This window comes from Dickeya chrysanthemi NCPPB 402, from assembly GCF_000406105.1.
Lineage (GTDB): Bacteria > Pseudomonadota > Gammaproteobacteria > Enterobacterales > Enterobacteriaceae > Dickeya > Dickeya chrysanthemi.
In genome coordinates this window covers 152340-170949 of the sequence record NZ_CM001974.1, presented here as the reverse complement: position 1 = coordinate 170949, position 18610 = coordinate 152340, and the positions used below count along the sequence as shown (strand labels likewise).

At 54.7% G+C, this 18610-nt stretch carries 15 protein-coding genes and 1 riboswitch; of the genes, 6 read left to right on the top strand and 9 right to left on the bottom strand.

Translation table 11 applies throughout. The annotated features are described in order from the left end of the window. Positions 1 to 189: 189 nt before the first annotated feature. The gene (gene murI, locus DCH402_RS00880; RefSeq protein WP_039999072.1) at positions 190 to 1062 is read right to left on the bottom strand and encodes a glutamate racemase; all 873 of its coding nucleotides are present in this window, start codon (positions 1060 to 1062) and stop codon (positions 190 to 192) included. Beyond that, entirely contained in the window at positions 1007 to 2890 is a 1884-nt protein-coding gene (btuB, locus tag DCH402_RS00875; RefSeq protein ID WP_039999069.1) for a TonB-dependent vitamin B12 receptor BtuB, read from the bottom strand. Before btuB ends, murI begins: the two co-directional genes overlap by 56 nt. Positions 2891 to 2961: 71 nt before the next feature. Further along, a riboswitch (cobalamin riboswitch) is annotated at positions 2962 to 3157 on the bottom strand. 155 nt (positions 3158 to 3312) lie between these two features. Between btuB and trmA the strand changes: the two genes are divergently transcribed. Continuing rightward, positions 3313 to 4416 (top strand): tRNA (uridine(54)-C5)-methyltransferase TrmA, encoded by a 1104-nt coding sequence (gene trmA / locus DCH402_RS00870; RefSeq protein ID WP_039999067.1) that lies wholly within the window; start codon positions 3313 to 3315, stop codon positions 4414 to 4416. 12 nt (positions 4417 to 4428) lie between these two features. On the opposite strand, the gene DCH402_RS00865 is transcribed toward trmA, so the two are convergent. Both DCH402_RS00865 and fabR read right to left on the bottom strand, forming a co-directional pair. After that, positions 4429 to 4803, bottom strand: a complete 375-nt coding sequence (locus tag DCH402_RS00865) for a YijD family membrane protein (RefSeq protein ID WP_012767913.1) — start codon at positions 4801 to 4803, stop codon at positions 4429 to 4431. 14 nt (positions 4804 to 4817) lie between these two features. Then, positions 4818 to 5456 carry an HTH-type transcriptional repressor FabR gene (gene fabR, locus DCH402_RS00860; protein ID WP_027710614.1) on the bottom strand — a complete coding sequence of 213 codons (639 nt, stop codon included), beginning with the start codon at positions 5454 to 5456 and terminating at the stop codon, positions 4818 to 4820. A 206-nt stretch (positions 5457 to 5662) separates the two neighbouring features. Between fabR and sthA the strand changes: the two genes are divergently transcribed. Then, entirely contained in the window at positions 5663 to 7063 is a 1401-nt protein-coding gene (gene sthA / locus DCH402_RS00855) for a Si-specific NAD(P)(+) transhydrogenase (protein ID WP_027710613.1), read from the top strand. A gap of 67 nt (positions 7064 to 7130) precedes the next feature. Here the strand turns inward: sthA and oxyR are convergent, their stop codons facing one another. Continuing rightward, a complete protein-coding gene (gene oxyR / locus DCH402_RS00850; protein WP_039999062.1) occupies positions 7131 to 8048 on the bottom strand; it encodes a DNA-binding transcriptional regulator OxyR in 918 nt (305 codons plus the stop codon). A gap of 161 nt (positions 8049 to 8209) precedes the next feature. On the opposite strand from oxyR, the gene DCH402_RS00845 reads away from it, so the two are divergent. Beyond that, on the top strand, positions 8210 to 8941 hold the full coding sequence (locus DCH402_RS00845) for a glutathione peroxidase (RefSeq protein WP_039999058.1): 732 nt from the start codon (positions 8210 to 8212) through the stop codon (positions 8939 to 8941). A gap of 126 nt (positions 8942 to 9067) precedes the next feature. On the opposite strand, the gene metF is transcribed toward DCH402_RS00845, so the two are convergent. The 3 genes from metF to metB form a co-directional block, all read right to left on the bottom strand. After that, positions 9068 to 9964 carry a methylenetetrahydrofolate reductase gene (metF, locus tag DCH402_RS00840; protein ID WP_012767908.1) on the bottom strand — a complete coding sequence of 299 codons (897 nt, stop codon included), beginning with the start codon at positions 9962 to 9964 and terminating at the stop codon, positions 9068 to 9070. Positions 9965 to 10299: 335 nt separating this feature from the next. Continuing rightward, positions 10300 to 12735, bottom strand: coding sequence for a bifunctional aspartate kinase/homoserine dehydrogenase II (locus tag DCH402_RS00835; protein ID WP_039999056.1), 2436 nt, complete (start codon positions 12733 to 12735; stop codon positions 10300 to 10302). A 2-nt stretch (positions 12736 to 12737) separates the two neighbouring features. Continuing rightward, positions 12738 to 13898: a cystathionine gamma-synthase gene (gene metB / locus DCH402_RS00830; protein ID WP_039999054.1), complete on the bottom strand. Its 1161-nt coding sequence runs from the start codon at positions 13896 to 13898 to the stop codon at positions 12738 to 12740. A 188-nt stretch (positions 13899 to 14086) separates the two neighbouring features. Here metB and metJ point away from each other — a divergent pair, with 188 nt between their 5' ends. After that, on the top strand, positions 14087 to 14404 hold the full coding sequence (metJ, locus tag DCH402_RS00825) for a met regulon transcriptional regulator MetJ (protein WP_039999052.1): 318 nt from the start codon (positions 14087 to 14089) through the stop codon (positions 14402 to 14404). A 114-nt stretch (positions 14405 to 14518) separates the two neighbouring features. Here metJ and rpmE read toward each other — a convergent pair whose 3' ends face one another. Further along, the gene (rpmE, locus tag DCH402_RS00820) at positions 14519 to 14734 is read right to left on the bottom strand and encodes a 50S ribosomal protein L31 (RefSeq protein WP_012767901.1); all 216 of its coding nucleotides are present in this window, start codon (positions 14732 to 14734) and stop codon (positions 14519 to 14521) included. A 276-nt stretch (positions 14735 to 15010) separates the two neighbouring features. On the opposite strand from rpmE, the gene priA reads away from it, so the two are divergent. Together priA and cytR are read left to right on the top strand one after the other, a co-directional pair. Next, a complete protein-coding gene (gene priA / locus DCH402_RS00815; RefSeq protein WP_040003272.1) occupies positions 15011 to 17209 on the top strand; it encodes a primosomal protein N' in 2199 nt (732 codons plus the stop codon). A 303-nt stretch (positions 17210 to 17512) separates the two neighbouring features. Continuing rightward, a complete protein-coding gene (gene cytR, locus DCH402_RS00810) occupies positions 17513 to 18583 on the top strand; it encodes a DNA-binding transcriptional regulator CytR (protein WP_039999050.1) in 1071 nt (356 codons plus the stop codon). The last annotated feature ends 27 nt before the right edge of the window (positions 18584 to 18610 follow it).

The following is an 18610-nucleotide window of genomic DNA, read 5'->3' as shown; positions in this document are numbered from 1 at the left end:
GAGCCATTTACCGTGGCCGCGGGTCGCATATATTATGCTTTCCCGAAAAGAAGTCAAGCGATATGCGCCTGATTTCTTACTGAAACTGCGCTGGCGTTTCACCGTTGCCGTGTCAGTGGAGGCGCATTATAGGGACTTCTTCGTCGCTGACAAGCACTAATTTCAAAAATAATTCCGACCGCTCAATATTCATTCACCCACTGTGTTTAATGGCAGTTTTTCGAGTGAATGGAAGCCATAACGGCGTAAAACTGGCCAAAGCGCCGCCACTTTGGGTGTTATCGACAAACAATAAGCCAGGTTTTTCTCCGTTGAACATTTAGGGTTATCTAAATGTTCTATCAGCCATGCGGTTCTACGCGCAATTGCCGAGCCAGAATCAACCAACCGTGTACCATCAGGTAGTACCTGCTGCAGTTCCTCGGTCAATAACGGGAAATGCGTGCACCCTAATACAACCGTGTCCGGCGGCTCAGGCAATTTCAGCCACGGACGCAGAATTTTGCGCAGTGCATCTTCAGATACCGACTCACCCTGTAATTTCGCCTCGGCAAACTCAACCAACTCCGCAGAACCCAATAGCAAAATCTGGCAGTCATGGGCAAAACGCGAAATCAGTTCATGAGTATAAGAGCGCTGGACCGTTGCCCGGGTTGCCAATAGGCCGACCACACCGTTTCGAGTGAGCTTTGCCGCAGGTTTAACTGCCGGGACTACCCCAACGACCGGGAAATCAAAACGTGTACGCAATGCGGGCAGTGAAATCGTGCTGGCAGTATTACAGGCAATAATCACCAGAGATAATGGATGCTGCTTCTCCACCGCTTCGACGATAGAGAGCACTCGTTCAATAATGAATTGCTCAGGCTTTTCCCCATAGGGAAAAGCCTCATTATCGAATGCATAAATATAATGTAAGTCCGGCAGTAAATTGCGAACTTCATCATAAACGGACAAACCGCCCACCCCGGAATCAAACACCAGGACCGTCGGGCGGTTGGGTAAATCAGAAACTATAGCTTCCGGTGAGATAATATTCTCGCCCTGCAGTTCGGTAGCCATATACCGTCTCATAATTCTTATCAAACAGGTTGGCTATTCTAGCACGAACTGTCAGATGTGAGGTGACAGGATATGATGCAGCGATATCCCACAAACTTACCCCAGCCAGCTTCACTCTCTCTGCCGGCGTGGTATTGAAGTTCTGGTCATAACGTTCACCCAGATAGTGATAAGTTACCGTCCAATCCAGATCGTTGAATTGCCAGTCCAAATCATATTTAAATTGCTGTCTGGCGCGTCGGGTCAATATTTGGTTGGTATCGAGATCGCGTGGGTCCAAATAATCGTACGACAATTTGTGTGACACAAACCCGGTATCAAATGATGCTGTCGCTTCAACGCCCTGCAGGCGGGCACGACCGACATTCACATTTGCGAAAGTTGGCGCACTGCCGCTCTGGATTAAATTATCCACATCATTACGATATGCTGACACATGCCAGTTCACTGGCCCCGTCAAACCTTCAATGCCACCTTCCCACTGCTTACTTTCTTCAGGCTTAAGGCTCGCATTTCCAGAAAACGATCCGTAAAGCTGACCGATAGTTGGTGCCTTATAACCCGTCCCATAAGATGCCAGCAAACGGTAGCCATCAACGAATTCCCACGCGGCACTGCTTTGCCAGGTGGTATGTTGACCAAACTGGGAACTGTCATCGCTGCGTAATGCCCCTTCAAGAGTTACCGGGCCGAATGCCTGTAACGCGGTAGTATAAATACCGGTATTGCGGAGCTCATAACCATTAGCGATAAAGTTTGTGCCAGGTTCAGTGGTTTGTTTCTGCCAGTCAACGCCCGCACCGACATTGCCCTTTCCTACCTGAACACTGTTGCTCCACTGAACGTTGTACTGTTGGATATCGTCCAGCGTGGCGGAAATATCAGAAATACCAAAACGTGGGTCATAGTTATAGTCTTTGCTATGGCTATAGCTGGTAATCAGTTGAGATGACCAAATATCCTGGTGGTAACGGAGTCCGCCATCCCAGGATTGGCTATAGAGCTGCCGGGTATCAGGAAAGGCCTCCGACCGATTGAAACTGGCTGTCCCATCGTACGCCGTCCGGTTATCAAAGCCGTATCCGCGAACAAACCCGCTGACATTTTCACTGAATTGATGTTCGACATTTCCGTATACCGTTTTGCTCATGAAACCATCGCGATCAGGCTGGGCGGGGTCTCCAAACGAATCGGGCAGGTTGGCGACAACATCAAACCCTCTGGTATAGGTGTAATTCCCGGCAAAGGTTGCCAGCGTATTTACGCCCAATTGCTGCTGGGTGGAAGCGTCATAAGACTGATAACCATTAGAGCCGATGCCCGTGGAAAGGGTTGTGCCTTTTTTCTCGCGGGTGGTGATGATATTTACCACGCCGCCAATCGCATCCGAGCCATAAACAGCTGAGCGTGGCCCGCGGATATATTCCACTTTCTGAACCAGGGAAATCGGGATTTGGCTAATATCGGAAGAGCCGCTGATACCAGCCTGATTAAGCCGCACGCCATCAATCAATATCAATACATGGCTTGATGACGCACCACGGATAAATAACCCACTCAGTTGCCCTAAGCCACCGCTCTGGTAGAGATCTACCCCCGGCAACCGGCGCATAACGTCGGTCAGGCTTTTTGACTGCCAGCGGTCAATATCATCACGCGTCACCACGGTTGTGGGAGCCAGTACAGAGGAAATGGGTTGGGGAAAACGGTTGGCGGTCACCACCATCGCGTCATTATTATTTTGCTGTGTGTTGTCGCTACCCTGCGCCCATCCTGAAAAAGCCGTGGCTATCATCGCCGCCAGCATCGTTATTTTTTTATTAAACATGTTAAGAAGCATCCAAACTGAATTGGCAGGATGCCGCACCCTCATGATCGATAGCACGCGATGACCATGAAACATTGCGACGTATTCCGGCAGGTCTTCGGGCTTGGGTGCTGCCATAAACTGGCATGGCAACGATGACTTCCCATCCGTCAGAACAGTGTCTGTATCATACTATCGTTGCCCATTCCCCTTACCGCTGCGCGTCAGCTCCAGATTTACACTGGATTCCCTTTTCACTTGCGAGGCAAGACCGGACGCCCATGCTACGATCGAGCCAGGTGGATGTCTAGACTTCCATTTTTAGATAAACGAATCCGTACGGCAAGACTGGACATCCCTTCTGGATGCCCTACAATCGCGCCCTGACAACTATCTGTCACTGTAGCAACATTATTCCAGCCGCTTTTTCAGATGAGACCATCATGACGCCAGAGATTCTGCCCATCGACCAATATGACGCCCAGCTTGAAGAAAAAACCGGGCGCCTTGGTGCCATGATGGCGCCATTCGATGCGCCGGCACCGGCCGTATTCCGCTCGCCGGTGAGTCACTACCGGATGAGGGCGGAGTTTCGGATCTGGCATGATGGCGATGATCTGTACCACATTATTTTTGATCAGCAGACCAAACAGCGGATCCGGGTTGATCAGTTTCCGGCAGCCAGCGAGCTGATTAATCGCCTGATGCCGGTGCTGCTTAACGCACTTCGCGCCGAGCCGGTGCTACGACGCAAGCTGTTCCAGCTAGATTATCTTTCCACCCTGAGCGGTGAAATTGCCGTGTCGCTGCTTTACCACAAAGCGCTGGATGACGAATGGCGGCAGCGTGCCCGCGAGTTGTGCGATGAGCTGCGCGCACAGGGTTTTGCCCTACAGTTGATTGGTCGCGCGACGAAAACCAAAATTTGTCTGGATCGGGATTACGTGGACGAATGTCTGCCGGTTGCCGGTCGCCAGATGATTTATCGTCAGGTGGAAAATAGCTTCACCCAGCCTAACGCCATGATGAATATTCAGATGCTGGAATGGGCGTTATCAGTAACACAAGGCTCGACAGGTGATTTGCTGGAGTTGTATTGCGGCAACGGTAACTTCTCATTGGCGCTGGCACGCAATTTCGAGCGGGTGTTGGCAACGGAGATAGCCAAGCCGTCGGTCGCAGCGGCGCAGTACAATATTGCCGCTAACCAGATTGATAACGTGCAGATTATTCGCATGGCGGCGGAAGAGTTTACGCAGGCGATGAACGGGGTACGCCAGTTCAACCGTCTGCAAGGCATCGATCTGGCTGGTTATCGCTGCGAAACTATCTTTGTTGACCCGCCACGCAGCGGCCTGGATGACGGCACAGTCAAACTGGTGCAGGCGTATCCACGCATTCTGTACATCTCCTGCAACCCGGAAACACTGTGCGCCAACCTGGAAACCTTGAGTCAAACACACCGGATAAGCCAGTTGGCGCTGTTTGACCAGTTCCCCTATACCCACCACATGGAATGCGGCGTGTTACTGGAAAAACGCCAGTAACTCCATCATCGATTAAGGCGTATTGATGTCATTACTGTCGGGCTTGCGGGCCCGCAGTTTGACGACCAGCCACAGCGCCAGCACCACGCAAAGGATTGACGGCACAAAATTGGAACCTATCTGCGGGTACTCGGCACGTACAATCGCACTGTAAAGCAACAGGCCGAACAGAAAACAACCCGCCGCCAGCAGTGGCGTTCCTTCAGGCATGGCATGATGCATATAACGCTGATGCAAGCAGTAAACCGACAGCACTAGCGCAATCAGCGGGAAAATGGAAAACGGCACGATAGAGCTAAACACAGCAACAAAGGAACCATTTGCGGACAAACCGGCTACCATTGCCAGCACCAACGTGCTTTTCTCTGAATTTATCTGCTCTGTCATGACTTTACCTCTGATTATCCTTCAGGGTAAGAAAACCCTTTACCCTGCTCTTTGCGATACCAGTAATAAGCGCCCTTGGCAATCATACGCAGTTGCAATACTAACCGCTCTTCCAATTGGCGCCGTTGCTCGAGATCGACATCCAGCGCCTCTGCACCCGCGCTGAAGACGATCGTCACCATCGCTTCCGACTGTGCTTCCGCGAAACTGCGCGGAATATGATTTTCGACTTCAAGATAGTCGGCCAGTTCAGCGATAAAATGCTGAATTTCACGCGCTACCGCAGCACGGAACGCAGCCGACGTACCGGAGCGCTCGCGCAATAGCAACCGAAAGGCGTTGGGATTGTTACCGATGAACTCCATAAACGTCGATACCGACGTTCTAATCACACTGCCGCCGCTTTTGACGATGCGCTGGCGCGCCTGTCGCATCAGTTGACGCAGCATCAGCCCGCTTTCATCCACCATGGTCAGCCCCAGTTCATCGACATCGCGAAAATGGCGATAAAACGAAGTAGGCGCAATCCCTGCTTCACGGGCTACCTCACGCAAACTCAGGCTGGCAAAACTACGTTCAGCACTTAACTGGCTGAAAGCGGCCTCAACCAGGGAACGGCGAGTTCGTTCTTTTTGTTGTGCTCTGACACCCATTATCCTGCCCGCAGTCATCGGCTCTCCTTAAATCAAGGGAAGCACTATAACAAACTTTACTTGCTACATACTGCGCCAAAGTTTGTCATAGTAAAAATGTGATCCTGGGTTCCCATACAAATATCAGGGATGATTGGGTTATCATCTGGACGATGTTACAATCGCGTTAGTAACTTGTATAAAAACAGGTGGTTCCTACCATGTCCATACAACAGCAATACGATTACGATGCCATCGTGATTGGTTCAGGTCCGGGTGGTGAAGGGGCGGCCATGGGGCTCGCCAAGCAAGGGGCGAAAATTGCCGTGATAGAACGGCATTACAACGTCGGCGGTGGTTGTACCCATTGGGGCACCATTCCTTCCAAAGCGTTGCGACACGCCGTCAGCCGTATCATCGAATTCAATCAAAACCCGCTTTACAGCGATAACGCCCGTGTCATCAGCACCTCATTCTCCGATATTCTGCGCCACGCCGACAGCGTGATCGGCCAGCAAACCCGCATGCGTCAGGGCTTCTACGAACGCAATCACTGCGAAATATTTTCCGGCGAAGCACGGTTTATCGATGCGCACACCATCGCGGTTTATTACCCGGATGACACCCACGACACGCTGACCGCCGCGAATATTATCATCGCTACGGGTTCACGGCCTTATCATCCAGGCGGAGTAGACTTCGACCATCCCCGCATCTACGACAGTGATTCCATTCTCGATCTGGATTATGAACCCAAGCACGTGATCATCTACGGCGCTGGGGTGATCGGCTGCGAATACGCATCGATCTTCCGGGGACTCAATGTAAAAGTCGATTTGATCAACACCCGTGATCGTCTGCTGGCGTTTCTTGATCAGGAGATGTCCGACGCGCTGTCCTATCACTTCTGGAATAATGGCGTGGTGATTCGCCACAATGAGGAATTCGAGCGCATCGAAGGGCTGGACGACGGCGTCATCATTCATCTGAAATCCGGTAAAAAGATGAAGGCGGATTGCCTGCTCTACGCCAACGGGCGTACCGGCAACACTGAAACGCTGGGGCTGGAAAATGTCGGGCTGGAAACCGACAGTCGCGGTCAGTTAAAGGTTAACAGCATGTACCAGACAGCCCAGGCACACATCTATGCCGTGGGTGATGTGATTGGTTACCCCAGTCTGGCATCAGCTGCCTACGATCAGGGCCGCATCGCCGCGCAAGCCATCACCAAAGGCGATGCCAGCGCACATCTGATCGAGGACATTCCCACCGGCATTTACACTATCCCGGAGATCAGTTCCGTCGGCAAAACCGAGCAGGAGCTCACGGCCATGAAGGTGCCGTATGAAGTGGGCCGCGCCCAGTTCAAACACCTGGCACGAGCGCAGATTGTGGGAATGAACGTCGGTAGCCTGAAAATCCTGTTCCACCGTGAAACCAAGCAGATTCTGGGTATTCACTGCTTTGGCGAGCGTGCAGCCGAGATTATTCATATCGGCCAGGCCATCATGGAACAGAAAGGCGAGGGCAACACAATTGAGTACTTCGTGAACACCACCTTCAACTACCCGACCATGGCGGAAGCCTATCGGGTAGCGGCGCTGAACGGCTTAAACCGGTTATTTTGATAACCGGCGTATTTCCTCAAAACAGGCGCTTAATCGGACAAACTGTTTGATTAAGCGGACTGTTTGATTAAGCAGACTGCGCCGACAGCTTTTCCATGTGAAGTTGCATGTGTTCGCGCACCGAATCGGCCAGTTGTTCATAACGGCCGCGTAACGGCGAGCCCGGACGGTACACCAGCGCGATGGTACGTTTGGGCTCCGGTTTATAGCAAGGCAGATAGCACACCCCATCGCGTATCCGCTCCTGCGGTACCGCCAGCGACGGCAGTAACGTAATACCGCTGCCCGCCGCGACCATGTTACGCAGCGTCTCCAGGCTGGTAGCGCGGAAATGGGTATCTTCATCCGCGCCGGCCTGAAAACAGAAGCCCATCGCCTGATCGCGCAGGCAGTGACCGTCTTCCAACATCAGCAATTTTTCGCCCGACAAATCGGACATCGCGACCCGCTCGCGATTCGCCCAGGGGTGATCCTGATAAATCGCCAGCTTCATCGGCTCATCAAACAACGGCACTTCGATAAAGGCTTCCGACTCTTTCACCATCGCCAGAATGGCGCAATCCAGCTTGCCGCTATCGAGCTGGGCCAGCAACTGATGAGTCTGGGCTTCGTGCAGGTACATTTCCAGCTTCGGGAAAGCGCGATGCAACATCGGGATAATCTGAGGCAGCAGATAGGGGCCGACGGTCGGAATCAGGCCGATATGCAGCGGGCCGGACATGGCTTCGCCCTGCTGGCTGGCCATCTCCTTCAACACCTTCACTTCGCGCAATACGGTTCTGGCTTGCTCCACCAGCAGCAGCCCCGCCTGAGTGAACAGCACTTTGCGGCTGGTTCTCTCCAGAAGCATCACGCCCAGTTCATCTTCCAGCTTACGAATCTGACCACTCAGAGTGGGCTGACTGACATGGCAGGAATCTGCTGCGCGTCGAAAATGGCGGTGCTCCGCCAACGCCACCAGATACTCTAAATCCCGAATATTCATGCCCTGAGTCCTCTAAACATGATAGTCCCTAGCGATAGATAGGATAGCAACGAACGATTAGTCCTATCAACCTTTGATGATGAATAATGTCTCTAACAACCGAGTCCTGATTACTGACGGATTCAGCCAGACAGAGCTTTTCGACTAATAGAGACTGAAAAATGTTTGTAAGCCAAGAAGGCAAAAAAATTCCGTCAGTAACTTTCCATACCCACCAAGGGGATCAATGGGTTGACGTGACGACAGAGGAACTCTTCAGCAACAAAACCGTCGTCGTCTTTTCCCTGCCGGGGGCTTTTACACCAACCTGCTCTTCCAGTCATTTGCCACGCTATAACGAGTTGGCTGCGGTATTCAAGCAATTTGGCGTTGATGCGGTGTTATGCGTATCCGTAAACGACACTTTTGTGATGAACGCCTGGAAAGCCGACCAGGATGCAGAAAATATTACGTTTATTCCCGATGGCAACGGCGAATTCACCCGCGCCATGAATATGCTGGTCGAAAAAGCGGATCTGGGCTTCGGCCCTCGCTCCTGGCGCTACTCCATGCTGGTTCGTCACGGCGTGGTGGAGAAAATGTTTGTTGAACCCAACAAGCCGGGCGACCCGTTTGAAGTTTCCGACGCCGACACCATGCTGAAGTACCTTGCTCCGCACTATAAGGTTCAGGAATCTGTTTCACTGTTTACCAAACCCGGCTGCTCGTTTTGCGCCAAAGCCAAACAGTTGCTGCAGGATCGCGGTATTCAGTACGAAGAAATCATGCTGGGTAAAGATGCCACCACGGTGAGCCTGCGGGCAGTAACCGGGCGTAGCACCGTTCCCCAGGTATTCATAGGCGGCCGCCATATCGGCGGCAGCGAAGAACTCGAAACATTCCTGACCACATAAATTTCTATAAAGCCAACGAAACTTTGGCGGGCTTCGGCCCGCCCTTTTTTTCTCCCCACGTCTTAAACATAAACGCCCGCCCGGAGATATCCAGGCGGGCGTTTGACATGATAATGGGTCAGGAAATCAGGCTAGTGTCGCCGGGCGCACGCCCAACGTATGGCAGATGGCATAGCTCAGTTCTGAACGGTTCAGGGTATAGAAATGGAAATCTTTCACACCCTCACGGCTGAGGATCTTCACCATATCCATAGCAATCGACGCACCGACCATCTTGCGGGTTTCCGGGTCGTTATCCAGCCCTTCAAACATGGCGGTCATCCAGTTTGGCACACGTACGTTGGTCATCGTGGCGAAACGTTGCAACTGCTTGAAATTCGACACCGGCAGAATACCGGGTACGATTTCCACATCAATACCGGTCGTGACGCAGCGGTCGCGAAAACGTAGATAGCTTTCCACGTCAAAAAAGAACTGCGTGATGGCCCGGCTGGCACCGGCATCAATCTTACGTTTGAGATTAATCAGGTCCGCTTGCGCGCTTTTCGCTTCCGGATGTACTTCAGGATAGGCCGCGACCGAAATATCAAAATCCCCCACTTCCTTGAGCAAGGTGACCAGATCAGAAGCGTACATCTCCGGTTTACCCGCGCCCGGCGGCAAGTCACCGCGCAGGGCGACGATGTGGCGGATGCCGCTCTGCCAGTAGTCTTGAGCAATGGCTTTCAATTCATCGCGGGACGCATCGATACAGGTCAGGTGCGGCGCAGCTTCCAAACCGGTACGTTCCTTGATGCCTTTAATAATGCTGTGGGTGCGGTCACGTTCGCCGGAATTGGCGCCATAGGTCACCGACACGAATTTGGGTTTCAGGCTGCTGAGGCGGTCAATCGAGTTCCACAGCGTTTCTTCCATCTCGCTGGTACGCGGTGGGAAAAACTCAAAGGAAACGTTAATCCGGCCCTGCAATTCCGCCAGATTCTGGTTAAGCGCTTCCTGATGGTTCGCGTGGAAAAAGCTCATATCCTTACCTCGATTCGCCATTATCATCGTTACTTTCTACAAACGTCTATACGTTTAGACGTCTATATAGAAAATGACTGAATCCGCTTAAAGAGTCAACGCTTTTCAGCGTGATAAATGCTGATGTTTGCTCATGCAAGATGAAGAAAATTCATGATCGTAAATCACGCATCACCATGCTTATCACCAAGAAATACCCATAAACTGTAAGGAATACAGATTCAGTATCGGCAAAAAACGTAGTTCTCGCCACTGGGTGAATTGAAGGCGTAAAAAAGCCCGCGCTGCGGGCTTTGGGGCATGTAGCTAACACTCTGTGAGTTCAGTTGGGATGATCACAGCAGTTGCGCCAGACGGTTGAGATCCGACTGAATCGCCCCTGCCGTCACATCACGGCCGGCACCCGGCCCACGAATCACCAGCGGGTTATCGCGATACCAGCGGCTTTCGATGGCAAACACGTTATCACACGGCAACAGTGCCGCCAGCGGATGATCCGCCCGCACGGCCTCTACGCCTACGCGCGCCTTGCCGTTACTATCAAAGCGGGCGACATAACGCAGCACCAACCCCATCTCATTGGCAGCCTCCAGCCGTTGCAACATTTGCTGGTTCAGCGGCTCGCCGTCTTCAAAGAACTGATCCACCGAGCCGTTCTCGCATCCGGCAGGCACCAGCGACTCCACCCGTACCTGATTGGGCTCGATCTCGTAACCGGCTTCGCGCGCCAGGATAACCAGCTTGCGCATCACATCCTGGCCGGAAAGATCAACGCGCGGATCCGGCTCGGTCAATCCTTGCTGCCAGGCTTGGTCCACCAGTTCGGTAAAAGGCACCGTGCCGTCAAACTGCAGGAACAGCCATGACAGCGTACCGGAGAAGATGCCGCTGATAGCCAGAATACTATCGCCACTTTCACGCAGGTCCCGTACCGCATAGTTCACCGGTAACCCGGCACCAACGGTGGCGTTGTACAACCAGTGACGCCCGGTTTTGGCGAACGCGTCGCGGATCTGGCGGTAATTATCGCCGCCGGATGCCCCCGCCAGTTTGTTGGCGCTGATCACATGGAAACCGTAGCTGGCGAAATCCAGATAGAGATCGGCAACCGACTGGCTGGCGGTCACATCCAGCACCACCAAATCATCATACGGATGGGCGCGCATCCACAGGAACAGCTCATCGTCGTCACGCTCTTGCGCTTCGTCGCCAAAGAAGGCCAGCACGCGGCTGGCATCCAGGCCCTCGTAATTCAGCAGGCTGCGGGAACTGTCCACCACGCCCGCCAGCGTGAACTCAAAACCGGTGCGCGCCGAAATCAGGCTCTGCTCACGAGCGAACAGTTCCAGCCAGCGTGAACCGATATTGCCTTTACCAAATAGCACCAGGCCGATGCGTTTTTCCGCCCGGAACAGCGAATGATGTAGACCACGCACCAAATGCTCGGTCGGGCCGACGCGCAGCACCGCCACCAGGCTGATCTCGTCTTCCGCCTGCCAGACAAACTCGATCGGCTGGTCACGCAGTTGCTGGTAAAAACGATGGCTATGCAACGGGTTACGGCAAACACCGGCGCCCACCAGCGCCACCAGCGCCAGCCCTTCGCGCAGATGCAGCGACACCGGCAGCGCCGCCTGTTCCAGCACTTGCCAGGCGCTGTGCACCACTTCTGAGGTGTAACACAGTTGCAGCAGGTTGCGGTCCTGATGTACGCCGAGCGCCAGCGGCCGGATTTGAGATTTATGCAGCAGTTGTTCGACATCTTTGTGCATACGGGCGAAATCGTGATCCGCCGATACGCCGATCTCAATCAGGCAAACATCATCGTGACTGGTGACGATCTTGGCGCCGGTGCCGGAGGCCAGCACGCGCTCAATACGGGTCGACCCTTGCTCAGGCTGGTAGCTGCAACGTAATTGCAGGTCGATATCACTGCCGGAAACCGGCTGCAGGGTACGGGCATGGAGTACCGGCGCCGCCAGACGAGCCAGCTCGCTGGCTTCATCCAACCGTAGCAACGGCAACAGGCAGGCGTCTTTAACCTTGCGTGGGTCGGCGCTGTAAACACCTGCCACATCACTCCAGATAGTCACGCGCTCGGCACCGGCTAGCGCACCAATCTGCGTAGCGGAATAGTCACTGCCGTTACGTCCCAGCAGAACGGTTTCGCCCGCCTCGTTGCTACTGATAAAACCGGTGATGACCAAACGCTGCCCGGCATGTTGGGTCAGCAGTTGCTGCAATAGCGGCCAGGAGCGGCCCTCATCGACTTGCGGTTGCGCCGCACGCTCAGCGCGCAGGAAGGTGCGGGCATCCAGCCAGGCCGCCGGCAGGTTTTTCTGATTCAGGACCGCCGCCATCAGGCGGGCTGACCAGATTTCACCATGCCCGACCACTTCGGCATACGTTGCCTCAGTCATCTTGCCATCCAGCAACGCCGCCAGACGTTCCAGATCGCGAATGAATTCATTAATCAGCGGTGCTGCCGTTTCAGCCGGCAGCAAACCGGAAATCAGCTCGCTTTGATAACGACGTAGCGACTGCTGTACCTGATGAGCGGAAATCCGATCCGACTGGCTGAGGTTCAACCAGCTAATGAGCTGATTGGTGGTGCTGCCTGCCGCCGAGACCACCATTAAATCGCCAGCCTGGCTGTAATTGGCCATGATGCCGGCGACACGCTGATAACATTTCACATCAGCCAGGCTGCTGCCGCCGAATTTGTGCAGTTGCCGTCCCTTCACGGCCGCTGCTATCCCTAACGCACTCATTGTTACCTCTTGGCTGCTGCCTGAAATGCTCTGTCCAGAGAAGCGACCAAATCGTCGCCGTCTTCAATCCCGACAGAAATACGCAATAACGTCTCCGAGATACCGGCGGCGGCGCGCGCTTGCGGCGCCATGCCGGCGTGAGTCATGGTAGCTGCGTGAGAAATCAGGCTCTCCACGCCGCCCAACGATTCCGCCAGCGTGAACAGATCCAGCGCGGACAGAAAGCGACGCAGGGTGTCTTCATCGCCATCCAGCTCAAAACTCAACATCGCGCCAAAACCAGACTGCTGCCGACAGGCGATCTCATGACCGGCATTCCCGGGCAAAGAAGGATGATACAACGCCTTGACCAGTGGCTGATGCCGTAAATACTCCACAATTTGCAGTGCATTCTTCTGCGCCATCGCCATACGCGGCGACAGGGTACGCAGACCGCGCAGCAACAGGTAGCTGTCAAAAGCCGCCCCGGTCACGCCAATATTGTTGGCCCACCAGGCCAGATCCGTCACCACCGCCGGGTCACGGGCAATCACCGCTCCCGCCACCACGTCGGAATGACCGTTAAGATATTTAGTACAGGAATGTACCACCAGGTCCGCCCCCAGCGTCAGCGGATTTTGCAACGCCGGGCTCAGGAAGGTGTTATCCACCACGCTCACCGCCCCCACTTCACGCGCGGCCTGACAGATAGCGGCGATATCCACGACGCGCAGCAATGGGTTGCTGGGGCTTTCCACCAGCACCAGTTTCGGTTTTTCCGCCAGCGCCGCCTTCAGGTCGGCCTCATTGCCCTGATCGACGAATTTCACCCGGAAAGCGCCGCGTTTGCTCAGGCTGTCAAACAGACGATAACTGCCGCCATAGCAATCATGCGGGGCCACCAATAAATCGCCAGGGCGCAGGAATACCGTACAAACCAGCGAAATCGCCGACATACCGCTGCTGGTCATCACCGCGCCCGCTCCGCCTTCCAGCTCTGCCAGCACCCGCTGGACGACATCACGCGTCGGGTTGCCGCGTCGGGAATAGTCATGCGCTCTGGGTTCATTAAAACCGGTGAAGTTGTAGGTACTGGAGAGATGGATCGGGGGAACAACGCAACCGAACTGCTCGTCATTGTTTAACCCACTGCGGACTGCGATAGTAGCCTGTTTACGCGTCATCGGTGCTTTTCCTGACTGGAAGACTGAAGTAGAGAAGTTAAAGAGTAAACCCGGACAATATAGACGTCAATACATCTGGACTTCTAAACTTCTTTGCGTATAGATTGAGCATCCCTATAATAATCGTTAGAATTATGGTGTTTTGTGCCAGTGACTGTTTTTATCACGATCAATATTTAAGGTATCCCATGGCTGAGTGGAATGGCGAATATGTAAGCCCATACGCTGAACACGGCAAGAAGAGCGAGCAGGTTAAGAAGATCACCGTATCTATCCCTTTGAAGGTATTGAAGATACTGACAGACGAGCGTACCCGTCGTCAGGTCAACAACCTGCGTCACGCAACCAATAGCGAGTTACTGTGCGAAGCGTTTCTGCACGCTTTTACCGGCCAACCCTTACCCAATGACGATGACCTGCGTAAAGAACGCGGCGATGAAATTCCTGAGGTCGCCAAAGCGATTATGCGTGAAATGGGGATTGACCCGGATACATGGGAATACTGAGCAGACCGCCCGGTTAATGGGAAAGGACGACAGAAACAACAAAGGCACCCGCAGGTGCCTTTGTTTTGACGAGAAAACCGGTTAGCCGATTTTCCGTCCCGGCGCAGAAGCCAGTTATTTTTTGGTGCCCGGGACGCTGAAGCGTTTGTTGAAACGCTCAACACGACCACCGGTGTCAACCACACGCTGCTTGCCGGTGAAGAACGGGTGGCAAGCGCCGCACACGTCCAGGTTCAGGTCGTGAGCAACGGTAGAACGGGTTTTGATGACGTTACCGCAAGAGCAAGTAGCGGTAATTTCAACGTAATTCGGGTGAATACCTTCTTTCATGGGAAACCTCTGTTTAAGGCCGTGTCGCTATCCGGCCCTGTTCCGCCAGACACCACACGAAGTTGAGTGAAATGTTCTTCATACCACAAGGTATAAAGGCGGCGGATCATACAGAAATTAACCAGCTGATGCAAATTGGATCCGTGCCGGGATCGCAGCGACGCGTCAACACAACACCGGCAAGATTGCACAATGTACTCGCGCACAGTACCGTGACGGCAGACAAACCCTCATGCACGACCGAAAACCTTCATGACCTATTTGAACGCAGAAACCATGCCCGTTGTTCAGGTTGCCTTGCCGGTACCGCTGACGCGAACATTTGATTACCGGTTGGCGCCGGGTGTGACGCCACCGGTAGCCGGCGTGCGGGTAAGCGTTCCCTTCGGCAACCGCAAGATGATCGGCATCGTGACGGCGCTGAGCGCCGGCAGCGAACTGCCGCTGGCACAACTCAAACCGCTGCATGACGTACTCGACGACGCTCCGCTATTTCCTGACAGCCTGTGGCGCATTCTGCTGTGGGCGGCGGAGTATTATCATTATCCGCTTGGCGAAGTGTTGTTTCATGCCCTGCCGATTTTACTCCGACAGGGAAAACCGGCGCACAGTGCGCCGCTCTGGCAATGGTTTGCCACCGAGCAAGGGCGCGCCACACCGCTGAATGCGCTGAAACGCGCACCGAAGCAACAGCAGGCGCTGGCCTCGCTGTTACAGGGGCCAATCTATCGCCATCAGGTGGCGGAAGCCGAACTGACCGAAGCCGCGTTGCAGGCGCTACGCGAAAAAGGATTGAGCGAGCTGCGCGCACAGCCCAGGCACGTGCAGGACTGGCGTAATACTTTCAGCCTCGCGGGCGAACGCCTGCGTCTCAATACCGAACAGGCCACCGCGGTCGGCGCCATACGCAGTGAAGATGACCATTTTGCCGCCTGGCTGCTGGCAGGCATCACCGGTTCCGGCAAAACCGAGGTTTACCTCAGCGTGCTGGAAAATATCCTGACACAAGGCAAACAAGCCTTGGTGTTAGTACCGGAAATCGGCCTGACGCCGCAAACCATCGCCCGTTTTCGCGATCGGTTCAACGCCCCGGTAGAAGCGCTGCACTCCGGTCTGAACGACGGCGAACGGCTGTCGGTATGGCTGCGAGCGCGGCAAGGTGAATCCGCCATCGTGATCGGTACCCGTTCCGCACTGTTTACCCCCTTTGCCCGACTGGGGCTGATCGTCATCGACGAAGAGCACGACGGCTCTTACAAGCAACAGGAAGGCTGGCGTTACCATGCTCGCGATCTGGCGGTGTTCCGCGCCCGACAGGAAAATATTCCTATCGTGATGGGGTCCGCCACGCCCGCATTGGAAACGCTCTATAACGTGCAGATTGGCAAATACCGCCAGCTACGTCTGAGCAAACGTGCCGGCAATGCCAGACTGGCGCAGCAACACTTGCTGGATTTGAAAGGGTTGCCGCTGACCAGCGGCTTGTCACAGCCGCTGATAAACCGCATCCGCCATCATCTGGCCGAAGACAATCAGGTCATTCTGTTCCTGAATCGTCGCGGTTTCGCGCCGGTGGTGCTGTGCCATGAATGCGGCTGGATCGCCGAGTGCCAGCGTTGCGACAGCTACTACACCTTGCACCAACATCAGCGGATGATGCGCTGCCACCATTGCGACAGCCAACGCCCGATACCGCAGCAGTGCCCGCAGTGCGGCTCCACCCATCTGGTGCCGGTGGGTCTGGGAACCGAACAATTGGAACAGGTATTACCGACGCTGTTTCCCGACGCCCCCATCACCCGAATCGACCGCGATACCACCAGCCGCAAAGGTGCGCTGGAGCAGCAACTGGCGCAGGTTCGCCAGGGTGGCTCCCGCATTCTGATCGGCACCCAGATGCTGGCGAAGGGGCACCATTTCCCCGACGTCACGCTGGTAGCACTGCTGGATGTCGACAGCGCGTTGTTCTCCGCCGACTTTCGCGCTACCGAACGCTTCGCCCAGCTCTATACTCAGGTATCCGGGCGCGCCGGGCGCGCAGGCAAAGCGGGCGAAGTCGTACTGCAAACCCATCACCCGGAGCATCCGCTGCTGCAAACACTGCTACATCAAGGCTACGACGCCTTCGCCAGTCAGACGCTAAAAGAGCGCCAGAGCGTCTTCCTGCCGCCGTTTACCAGCCATGTGTTGTTCCGGGCGGACGATCACGATAATCAGCAGGCCAGCCTGTTCCTGCAGCAGTTGCGCAATCTGCTGGAAGCCAGCCCGCTGCGTGACGAAGCGTTATGGCTAATGGGGCCGGTACCGGCACTACAACCCAAACGAGCCGGACGTTTCCGCTGGCAACTACTGTTGCAACACCCATCGCGCGCCACGCTGCAACGGCTCATTCGCAACTCGATGCTGCTGATCGATACGCTGCCGCAAACGCGCAAGGTGAAATGGGTGATGGACGTTGACCCGACCGACAGTTGAGCCGATTCTGCGCCGCCGAAATACCCGATGCCAGCAGTGGCGACGTTTTTTGCGAACAATGCCGAAAAACCGATAATTCAGGCGGCACAGAAGTAAATTCTTCGATAAATCCTGGACGCAATCTGTTAAGAGTGATGTCGGAAGCAGTATGCTGATCAGGCAGTTGGCGCACCACCCAATACCTGACATAACCGCACTTGCCCATACAGCGGAACAGACATTCTGTAAAACGGCGGCCGACCGATAATAACAACGGCCCCCTGACTACAGCGCCAGTAAACGCTGACGCAAGGAGGAAATGCGTTGGAGCAGAAAAAAATCATCTCACCCGCCACCATGAAAGACGTTGCCGATCAGGCCGGCGTATCCACTGCAACGGTGTCGCGGGCCCTGACCACCCCGGAGAAGGTCTCGGCCGCCACCCGCAAAAAAGTGGAGCAGGCAGCGCTGACGGTGGGATACTCTGCACAAAATCTCGCCCGCAATCTGCGGCGGCATGAATCCAGAACGATTCTGGCGCTGGTTCCCGATATCTGTGATCCCTTTTTCAGCGAAATGCTGCGCGGCATTGAGGAAACCGCCGCGGAACACGGTTATCTGGTGCTGATCGGCGATTGCGCTCACCAGCGCAAAACAGAAAAAACCTTTCTGGACCTGATCACGACCCGGCAGATCGACGGCATCCTGCTGTTAGGGTCACAACTGCCGTTTGATGCCGGCAAGGACGAGCGTCGCCATCTTCCTCCGATGGTAATGGCGAATGAATTCGCCCCCGAACTGGATATGCCCACCGTACACATTGATAATCTAACCGCCGCGTTTGAGGCCGTCAGTTATCTCCACCAACTGGGGCATCAGCGCATCGCCTGCATCGCCGGGCCGGAACAGATTCCACTCAGCGAATACCGGCTGCAAGGTTATATTCAGGCGCTGCGGCGCTGCGGGCTGGTCGTCGACAACCAGTACATCGTACACGGGGATTTCAGTTACGAAACCGGTTCGCGCGGCTTAAACCGGCTGATGTCGCACCCTACGCCGCCCACGGCAATATTCTGTCATAGCGACGTCATGGCGCTGGGTGCATTAACCCAGGCGCGCAGAATGGGTCTGGAGGTGCCGCGTGACCTGTCGCTGGTCGGATTCGATGATATCGAGCAAGCCAGCCACGGCTTTCCGGCACTGACCACCGTCGCGCAGCCACGCTATGATATTGGCCGCGAAGCTATGCTGTTACTGCTGGCTCAACTGCAGCAGCACAAGGTGCCGCGAGGGTCGCAATTGATGTCCAGCCAGTTGGTCGTTCGCGATAGTACCGCCGCGCCAGCCCTGCGTGTTACAGGCTTTAAGAATTCCGGTGCTGGTCAAACATTTTAGGGTTCAGTAACATGGCGACCTGTTACT